The sequence below is a fragment of the Catellatospora aurea genome (genome assembly GCF_042663325.1).
GTDB lineage: Bacteria > Actinomycetota > Actinomycetes > Mycobacteriales > Micromonosporaceae > Catellatospora > Catellatospora aurea.
Genome location: NZ_JBHTAC010000058.1, coordinates 39,625 through 49,307, shown reverse-complemented (window position 1 = coordinate 49,307; position 9,683 = coordinate 39,625). Strand labels below are relative to the sequence as shown.

The window sequence follows — 9,683 nt, the reverse complement described above, 5'->3', positions numbered from 1 at the left end:
GTTCGGGTGTCGGGGTGGGGGAGTTGTTGGCGGGGGTGGAGTCGGGGCAGGGGGGTGGTGTCGGTGAGGTTGTGGTGATGCGGGAGTTGTATCGGTTGGTGGTGGGGTTGTGTGAGCGGGGGCCGGTGTTGGTGGTCCTTGATGATCTGCAGTGGGCGGATCTTGAGTCGGTGCGGTGGTTGGTGTATGTGGCGGCGCGGGTGGAGCGTTTGCCGGTGGTGGTGTTGGGGGCGTTGCGTCCGGGGGTTGACGAGGTCGATCGGTTGGTGGCGGGGTTTGCGTCGTCGGCGCGGGTGTTGGAGCCGTTGTCGGTGGCCGGTGGTGGGGCGTTGTTGGGTGGGGTGGTTGATGGTGGTGGGGGGTTGGCTGCCCGTTGTCATGAGTTGACGGGTGGTAATCCGTTGTTGTTGCGGGAGTTGTGTGGGCAGTTGGTGGGTGCGGGGTCGGTGGAGGAGGGTTTCGCGCGGGGTGTGGTGGGGGTGCGTCGGTTGATTCAGGCGCAGGTTAGGCAGTTGCCGGTGGGTGCGGTGCGGGTGGCGCAGGCGTTGTCGGTGTTGCCGGGGTCGGTGGAGGCGGTGGCGTGGACGGCGGGGGTGGGTGCTGGGGAGGCGTTGCATCAGTTGGCGGTGTTGCAGGGTAATCGGTTGGTGGTGGAGGAGGGTCCGCAGCGGTTTGTTTTTGCTCATGAGGTGATCGGGGCTGCGGTGTATGAGGGGGTGCGGCCGGGGTTGCGGGCGGAGTTGCATCTGCGGGCGGCGGGGGCGGCGATGCGTACGCATGATGTGGTGGGTGCGGCTTCGCATTTGTTGCGGGTGCCGGCGCGGTGGGGTGATGTGGATGCGGTGTCGGTGTTGGGGCAGGCGGCGGAGGTGTGTCTGGCGCGGGGTTCGGTGGATTCTGCGGTGGTGTTTTTGCGCAGGTTGTTGGAGGAGGAGTTGGGGGCGGGCCGGGGTCGTGTGTTGACGCGGTTGGGGATGGCTGAGTATCTGGTGGATGCGGGTCAGGCGGTGCAGCATTTGACGGCGGCGTTGGTGTTGGAGGGTGATGCGGCCGGGCGTGCTGATATCGGTTTGGCGTTGGCCCTGTCCCTGTTCTTCAGCGGACGTCCCGCTGCCGCGCACGAGATCGCGTCGGAGAGCCTGCGCGAGGCACCGGAGGCCGCAGAGTCCAGCCGCCACGCGCTGGCGGCCGTGGCCATCATCACCGCGTACTCGTCGCGTGACGCGGCCGCGCTGCAACCCGACCTCGACAGGTTGAGCCAGACTCCGGCGGCGCCCTCGGTAGGAGGCATGATGCTGGAGGCGGCGATGTCCTGGCGCGATGCTTGCCGTAACGACGTCGCCTCAGCGCAGTTCCACGCCCTGCGCGCGGCCGACCTGGCCGCTCTGCACGCCCAGCCGTTGGGGGACGGCCTGCTGGCGCGAGCCTGGCATGTGCTTGAGCTGTGCAGCTCACCGGCGGTGCTGCCGAGTGTCGACGCCGGGTTGGCCCGCGCCGAGCGATCGGGTTCACCACGCGCCGTGGCCCTCGCCCGATGCCATCGGGGTATGGCACTCGCGGCCCAGGGTTCGCCACGGGAGGCCGTGGTCGAACTCGCCCTGGGCTGGGCGGAGGCGAAACGGTGCGAAACAGAGCTGACCCGGCTGCATATCGGTGCCAACTACGTCATGGCGCTGCTGCAGGCAGGCGACGTCGCGACCGCCGACGCGGTGCACGCCGAGATGGCCGCGGTGGCGCCACAGGAGATCGTCAGCAGTGTCTACGGGCTCAGCGAGATCATGCTGCTCATCGTGCACGGCGAGATCGACCGTGCGCTCGAAGGGGCGTCAGCGCTGCGTGGCGAGTGCACGGCCCGCGGGATCACGAACCCTCTGTTCCCCGACTGGCGCACCCCCATGGTCAGTTGCCTGTCGCGGCTGGGACGGGTCGACGAGGCGCAGGAGGTCGCACGCGAATTCGTCGACCTGGCCGCCGCCTGGGGCACGCCCCGCGCCGTGGGCCGATCCCTGCTCGCCGCAGCCGAAGCCGCCAGCGGCCAGGAACGCATCGACCTGCTGTTCGCAGCCAAGGAGCAGTTCGTGGCCGGGGACCTCAAATCCGACCTCGCCACCACGCTGCACCGGCTGGGGGAAAGCCTCCGTCGTGCGGACAAGCCCGAAATCGCGCGAACCCACCTGCACCTTGCCCACGACGTCGCCGTTGAGTGCGGCGCAGACGCGGTCGCCCAAGACGCCGCCGTCAGCCTCCGCCTACTAGGGGTACGCCCGCGCAACGGCCATGCCGACCGTCCTCGCCACCTCACCCCGAGCGAAGCACGCGTGGTGGAATTGGCCGCCGCCGGTCGATCGAACCGGGAAATCGCCCAGGAACTGTATATAGCGGTCAAAACTGTAGAGATCCACCTGACGAGCGCTTTCCGTAAGCTCGGCGTCTCCCGCCGGCTGGACCTCCGCCAGACGACCGGGCAGGCTGACCTCGATCGGACCGGTCGGACGACACCCGTGCCAGGCGCAGCTGATGCACCATGAGACATGATGAGTGATCCCGAACGGCATCCTTAGATGGACGAGGTGCGGGTGGGGCTGCTGGGACCGGTCGAGGTCCGAGTAGCCGGCGAGACCCGGGCCGTCAGCGGCCTGCGCCGACGCGCGGTCCTCGCCGCGCTCGCCCTCACGCCGGGACATATCATCAGCAGCGCCCGGCTGATCGAGATCGCCTGGGAGCGGGAAGCAGCCGAGACCAAGACGAACACGCTGCACAGCCACCTCACCTTTCTGCGTCGTGAGTACGACCTGCACGGCATGATCACGGCTCGGCGGCACGGATACCTGCTCGACCTTGGTGACGAACGAACCGACGTACAAGTCGCCGAACAGGCCATCCACGCCGCGAGGCACGCAACGGACCCGAGCGGCGCGGCTCAACTGCTCCGGAATGCGCTGGTCATGTGGCGCGGCCCGGCGCTGCTCGATCTGCGTAGTCTCACCTGGTTCAGCGAGCAGGCCGTCAGGCTGGACACCCTCCGCCACGCAGCCCTGACTGCGCTGACCGACGCCAGGCTCGCTCTTGGCGAGCACCGGGACCTGGTCGCCGAGCTCGGCCACGCGGTGGAGCAGTCCCCGCTCGACGAGCGCCTGCACCGACAGCTGATGACGGCGCTGTACCGCAGTGGACGGCAGACCGACGCGCTCAGCCTCTACCAGCGACTCAAGGCCCGCCTCTGGCAAGACCTCAACGCCCAGCCAGAGCAGGCCAGCCGCGAGCTGGAGGCTGCGATCCTGCGGCAGAGTCCTGAGCTGGATCTGGCGTCGGCCGCAAGCGCCGCCGTCCGGATCACCCACCGCGGCGCGCCGGTCAGGCTGCTCTCGCCGCCCGCGTACGAGAAGCCGACCTTGCTGGTGGAGCGCGACCGTGAACAGCGTCTCATCGACGAGGCGGTGCGCGCGGCGGCTGAGGACAGATGTGGCACGGTCCTGCACTTTGAAGGACCTCCCGGCATCGGCAAGACGACGCTACTGGCGTATGCCGAGGCGGTGGGCAGGGAGCAGGGTTGTACGGTGCTCACGGCCAGCGGATGGGAGATCGAGAGCGAAGCCGCCTGGGCCTGTGTCCGGCAGATGTTCGGAGGCCTTTTCGCCGACGAGCACGCGGAGCCGCCCTCCGCCGGCAGCGCGCTGGCCCACCAGTTCCTCTCCCAGTGGAGCCAGGGCGGCGCGGAGACCCCGCTGACCGAGTACGCGCTCGTCCACTCGCTGTACTGGCTCGTCGTCGACCTGGCTGAACGTGGCCCGGTGGTCCTGCTCGCCGACGACATGAACTGGTTCGACGTGCCGTCCGCCCGATTCCTGGCATACCTGGCAGCGCGGATCGACAGTCTGTCGGTTGTTCTCATCACCTGCATCCGCAAGGAGACGGCAAGGATCAACCACGTCCTGCCCGCCTTCACCCCGGTTACCCATACCCTGCCACCGCTGACCGGCCAGGGCAGCACCGAACTGGTCGCCGCCATGACCGGGTTGCGGCCCGACGACCCGGTGATGAGCGCCTGCCGACGATTGAGCGCCGGCAATCCGCTGCTGCTGCGGCAACTGAGCCGGCGCATCAACCAGGCGCTGGCTGCCGGTCAGGATCCGGTGAAGGCGCTTGACCGGGGGTTGCCTGCCATCTCCATGCTGGTGCGCACACAGCTGAGAGACTTCCCGCAGTCCGCCACCACGGCGGCGAACGCGCTGGCCGTACTAGGCGAGGAGAGCGCCGCGGACGCGCTCGCGCTCGTCGCGGCGACATCACCTCAACAGATCATGGAAGGTCTCGACGTCTTGGACAACAGCGCCTACGTGACCGAGCGGCGGGAGACGAACACGTTCTCGTTCACCCACCCGCTCATCGCGGCGGCGGTGTACGAGGGGATCGAGCCGGGGTTGCGGGCGGAGTTGCATCTGCGGGCGGCGGGGGCGGCGATGCGTACGCATGATGTGGTGGGTGCGGCTTCGCATTTGTTGCGGGTGCCGGCGCGGTGGGGTGATGTGGATGCGGTGTCGGTGTTGGGGCAGGCGGCGGAGGTGTGTCTGGCGCGGGGTTCGGTGGATTCCGCGGTGGTGTTTCTTCGCAGGCAGCTCGAGGAGGATCTCGGAGCCGACCTGGGGCACGTGCTGACCCGGCTCGGGATGGCCGAATACCTGGTCGACACCGGCCAGGCGGCACAGCACCTGGCAGCGGCGCTCGAGCTGGAGAGCGACCCGGACAACCGGGCACGCATCACGCTGGCATTGGCCGGCTCACTGTTCTTCGCCGGGGCGCCCTCGGCGGCTGTGCGGGTCTGCGAGGAGGCGCTGTCGGACAGCGGTATACCGCTGTCCGCGCACCAGGCCCTGCGAGCCTGCATGGTCGACGCCGCCTACCCCGCCCGCGACGCGCTGGGCCTCAGCGCCATGATCGAACAGTGCCGTGTGACGCCGACCGACACGACGACCGGCGGCCTCATGCTCGACGCCGCGCTGTCGCTGTGGGACGCCTGTCGAAACGATCGAGACGCGGCACTGCAACGGGCTCTGCGTGCCGTCGCCGGAAACGTCCTCGTCCGCCAGCCCATGGCGGAAAGCGTCCTCGCCTGCGTGTGGCAGGTGCTGGACATCTGCGACGCCCCGCAGGCTCTGCCCAGTATCGACACCGCACTCGACCACGCCCGCCGCTCCGGTTCCCTGCGTACGCTGGCACCGGCCGCGTGCTTCCGGGCGGCCGTCATGCTGACCCGCGGCCACCTCGCCGAGGCGATCAGCGACGCACGTAGCAGCTGGGAGGCGGTCACCACGTCGTCGATCGACGTCGGCCTGCCCTACATCGGCAACTACTACGCGCTCGCACTGCTGCTCAGCGGTGACGTCAACGCGGCCGCGCAGGTCGTCAAGGACGTACGCGACCGCTGCCCGGCCGATGTCAGCGAACGTCTGTTCGGCGAGGCGGAGATCGCCCTCTCACTGGCCCAGGGCGACCTGAAGACCGCCTACGACACGTGCGCGGCGCTCCGAGACGAATGCCGCGCTCTCGCCATCACCAACCCGCTGTTTCCCGACTGGCGCTCCCCGATGATCCAGTGCGCGCAACAACTCGGCCGACTGGATGAGGCCAGGGACGTCGCGCGGGAGCTGGTCCAGTCGGCCGAGACGTGGGGCACCCCGCGGGCCCGTGGCCGTGCGCTGCGCATGCTGGCGACGGTCACCCCGGGAGCAGAAGCGGTCGAGCTGCTCACCGAGTCGGCGAAGCTGCTCGCGGACACGCAGGCACGGCTGGAGCAGGCACAGACTGCCTGCCTGCTCGGCAGGTCCCTCATGGAGCTCGGCCACACGCAGGAAGCGCGAGGCCGCCTGCAGCAAGGGTATGAGCTGGCAGGGTTGTGCGGAGCGGAGCCGCTCAAGCAGGAGGCCGCCGCAATGCTGCAGGCTCTCGGCACCCGGCCGCGCGCCGTGGAGGTCACGGGCATCGGGGGGTTGACGCCCAGCGAGGCGAAGGTCGCCGCGCTGGCCGCCGAGGGCAAGACGAACAAGGAGATCGCGCAGCAGCTCTATGTCACTGTCAAGACCGTGGAGCAGCACCTCACAGGTGCGTTCCGCAAACTCGGAGTGACCAGCCGCGTCGACCTGCCCAAGTCGCTCTAATCCGACGTGGCAGGCTCGGCTCCACGTGGGTCCGCATTCCACCACCCGCACGCTGTCGTACCACGCCGAACCGCCGAAGTCGGCCCGGACGAACCCAGGTAAAGCGGACTCAGGTGTCACGGCACGGAACACCCCCGGGTAAACGACACACCCGCGACGGATGCCGTGGCTTCCGCACGCCCGGCACGTTCCGCATCGTGCACCCGAAAGCAGGCCATGCCCCCCCAACGCATTCTCGTCGTCTCGGCCTTGTGCCTGGCCTTGGCCGCCTGCACGACGCAGACCGCGCCCCCAACCGACCCGAAGGGCGCTCAGCCGGACTACTCCACCTGGGGGGCCGGCGTATCACAGCCGATCGTGGACCCGGTATACCCCGAGTACGGCAACGCCGGCGTCGACGTCCTGCACTACGGACTCGAACTGAGCTGGACACCGGAGACCGACACCCTGCACGGCATCGCCACGATCCGTCTTCGTGTGACCACCGACCTGAACGAACTGCGGCTCGACTTCTCCTCCGCCCTCAGCGTCGACTCAGTGACATTGGACAACGCCATCGAGTCCGGCTCGCACCGCGCCGACAAACTTTCCGTGGTCGCCGAACGTGCCAAGGACAGCCACAGCACGCTGGTCGTGAAGTATCACGGCACCCCCAAGCCGGTGCGCGCCCCCACCAAACGGACCGACTTCGAAGCGCTCGGCATGCGGGTGACCGACCGCCACTCGTTGTGGACCATGCAGGAACCGTTCGGGGCGTTCACCTGGTATCCGGTCAACGAGCACCCATCCGACAAGGCCCTCTACGACATCCAGATCACGGTGCCGGACGGGTGGTCGGGAGTCGCCAGCGGCACACCGGCGGGACAGGAGGGGAACACCTACCGGTACACGTCGTCCGATCCGGCCGCCTCCTACCTGACCACCCTGGCGGTCGATCGTTTCGCCAGGGAGACCGCCACCGGACCCGGCGGGCTGCCACTTACCTACTGGTTCGATCCCAGTGCTGACGCCCTGGTCAAAGATGTCGTGCGAGGTTCGCCGCGCCTGCTCGCGTGGCTGGAACAGCGTTTCGGCCGGTACCCGTTCCCCACTGCGGGCACGGTGACCGTGCCTTCGCCCTCGGGCATGGAGACCCAGCAGATGGTCACCCTCGGCTCGGCGGTTCGGCGCGACCGTCCCAAGGAAAGCATAGCCGCCGCTGTGGAGTCGGTGCTCTTCCACGAGTACGCGCATCACTGGTTCGGCGACACGGTCACTACCTCGAATTGGAGTGATCTCTGGCTCAACGAAGGGTGGGCCACCTACGTCCAGGCGTTGTTCGAGTCCGAGCGCGATCTGTACTCGTTGGACGAGTGGGAGTTTCGCGCCCGGATCCAGGACGGCGAGCTGCGGAAGAAGTTCGGGCCGCCCGGCAAACCGCGCAAGGATGAGTTCGGTTCACACGCCTCCTACGTTCCGCCCGCGCTGATGCTGCGTCAGATCCACAAACAAGTCGGCGACAAGGCGTTCTTCGCTCTCGCGAAGGACTGGGTGCAGAACCATCGCAACACCGTGCAGGACCGGGCATCGCTGATCGCCTTCGTCAACGAACACACCGGGCGCGACTTCACCAAGACGGTGAATACCTGGCTCGACTCCGCTGTCACGCCGAAATAGCCAGATCTGTGCAGGCGGTCGGCGTCAGCGCCACGCGGGGCTGGCCGGCCGTCACCGCCTGCGGTCTCGCTGCCGCCGTCGCCGACGGCGGCAGCGAGACCGGCTAGACGGCTACCGTCACGGGCCTGCCTGCGACGATGACACACAGGCCCGTGCTGTCGGGCAGCCAACAAAGGCGGCTGTCCGGTGCTTCGGAAAGCGGTCTGACCGCCGAGTCCTGCGCGTCGGGGTGCCAGATCCGCACGGTGGCGTCATAGCTGCTGCTCGCGAACCAGCGGCCGTCGGGTGAGAACGCGACATCCCTGACGTGGTCGGAGTGCCCCCACAGCACCCGCAGGCGCCGCCCGGTCGCGGCGTCCCAGAGCTGTACGTCCCGGGCAATAGCCGCACCCGTATACAGGCTGCCATCCGGCGACGCCGAGACCGACCACATCTGCATCACGGTGGTGCCCTCCAGCGGGCGACTACGTGCGCCCGCGCGCAGGTTCCTGACCCGGACCCGGCCGTCGGCGCAGGCGAGCACCAGTGAGGTGCCGTCCGGTGTGGCCGTCATGTGGTTGACCGGCGAGACGACGGAGAACTCGGCTCGTGGCATCCCGTATTCGGTGTCCCAGAGCCGGACCGTCCGGTCGCCCGTCGCCGCCGCGATCCAGGATCCGTCCTGCGCTCGCGTCAGGCACCGGTGATGCTGTCCTTCGAGGGCCTGCCGGAGCCGTCCAGACGGCAGGTCCCAGATACGGGCGACCCCGTCGCCGCACCGGGCCGCCAGCCAGCTGCCATCTGGTGCGGCGACTATGTCGTGCGGCGGGGCAGCCGGTTCCAACTCGCGCACCACCTCACGGCTGAGGGCGTCTCGCACGGTCAGGACGCCGTGGTGGTGGTGGGTCGTCCAGACGCGGTCACCGACGGAGGCTACGCCGGCATACTGGCCGTCAGGTTCGGGGATCAGCACAGAACCGCCTTCTCTCGGGATCGGCGCGAGCCGCCGAGCGCTCCATGATCACTGGCCATGCATCTCGGCGGCCTCGGCTGAGGCGATGGATTGATTGTGCCGATGCGTGACGACCTCAGGATGGTCTTCCCCAAGGTGGCCGGCGAGCAGGTCGGCTGCGCGGCTGAAGCAGCGGGCGGCTTCCGACGGCTCGCCGGTCTCGTACAACAACCGACCAAGATTGGCCACCGCCGCACCCAGGTTCAGGTCGCTGCCGTCGGCGTGCCGCTCCCAGATGGCCACGGCACGCCGGGCCCCGCGCAGCCCGGACGACGGATCACCTGTGGCCATCGACAGTTCGGACAGGTTGAGCAGCACGGTGGCCGTGTGTTCACTGTCTGGGCCTGTCACGGCGAAGGCTTCCGCGGCGGCTGCGAAGCAGGCGCGAGCTCCGGCGAGGTCGCCGGTCCATCGCAGTGCCACGCCGAGGCTGTTCACGGCGAGGCCGAACTGCAGGTCCGACAGCCCGAAGGCCTGTTGCGTGGCTGCCGTGATCTCGCGCAGCTGACTGAGGGCCTCGGTGACCCGGCCTTGCGCCACGAGTAGGAGCGCGATCCTGCGGCGGAGCTCCATGACTGCCCGTACGTTCGGGGAGCGGCCGGTGTAGTGTTCCAGCCCGGCGCGCAGGCAGCGCTCGGCGTCCTCAACCGCGCCGGACTCGATGGCGAGATCGGCCAGAACGACAAAGCGTTGAGTGCTCTCGTCGACGTCGGGGAGTGGCCGACCCGGGCGACAGGAGTCGGCCAGTGTCAGCGCCTCCTCCAGGAAGCCGGATCTGAGCGCGCTCACCGCAGCCGCCCTGCGACGATCGGACATGTGGCTCCTCGTTTGCGCTACCTGGGAGTGCGGGCGAGTGGGGTCAACGTTCGTGCATCTGGGTG

5 protein-coding genes are annotated in these 9,683 nt (G+C 68.6%); 3 read left to right on the top strand and 2 right to left on the bottom strand.

Going from position 1 to position 9,683, the window contains the following annotated elements:
* Positions 1-77: 77 nt before the first annotated feature.
* The 3 genes from ACFQO7_RS34165 (at position 78) to ACFQO7_RS34155 (ending at position 7,811) form a co-directional block, all read left to right on the top strand.
* The gene (locus ACFQO7_RS34165) at positions 78-2,528 is read left to right on the top strand and encodes a LuxR C-terminal-related transcriptional regulator (protein WP_376810258.1); all 2,451 of its coding nucleotides are present in this window, start codon (positions 78-80) and stop codon (positions 2,526-2,528) included.
* 33 nt (positions 2,529-2,561) lie between these two features.
* The gene (locus ACFQO7_RS34160) at positions 2,562-6,155 is read left to right on the top strand and encodes a BTAD domain-containing putative transcriptional regulator (RefSeq protein ID WP_376810257.1); all 3,594 of its coding nucleotides are present in this window, start codon (positions 2,562-2,564) and stop codon (positions 6,153-6,155) included.
* 216 nt (positions 6,156-6,371) lie between these two features.
* Positions 6,372-7,811, top strand: coding sequence for a M1 family metallopeptidase (locus tag ACFQO7_RS34155; protein WP_376810256.1), 1,440 nt, complete (start codon positions 6,372-6,374; stop codon positions 7,809-7,811).
* Positions 7,812-7,914: 103 nt separating this feature from the next.
* Here ACFQO7_RS34155 and ACFQO7_RS34150 read toward each other — a convergent pair whose 3' ends face one another.
* Both ACFQO7_RS34150 and ACFQO7_RS34145 read right to left on the bottom strand, forming a co-directional pair.
* Complete coding sequence (locus ACFQO7_RS34150) at positions 7,915-8,763, bottom strand: WD40 repeat domain-containing protein (RefSeq protein ID WP_376810255.1); 849 nt, start codon at positions 8,761-8,763, stop codon at positions 7,915-7,917.
* A 48-nt stretch (positions 8,764-8,811) separates the two neighbouring features.
* A complete protein-coding gene (locus ACFQO7_RS34145; protein ID WP_376810254.1) occupies positions 8,812-9,618 on the bottom strand; it encodes a tetratricopeptide repeat protein in 807 nt (268 codons plus the stop codon).
* Positions 9,619-9,683: the final 65 nt, after the last annotated feature.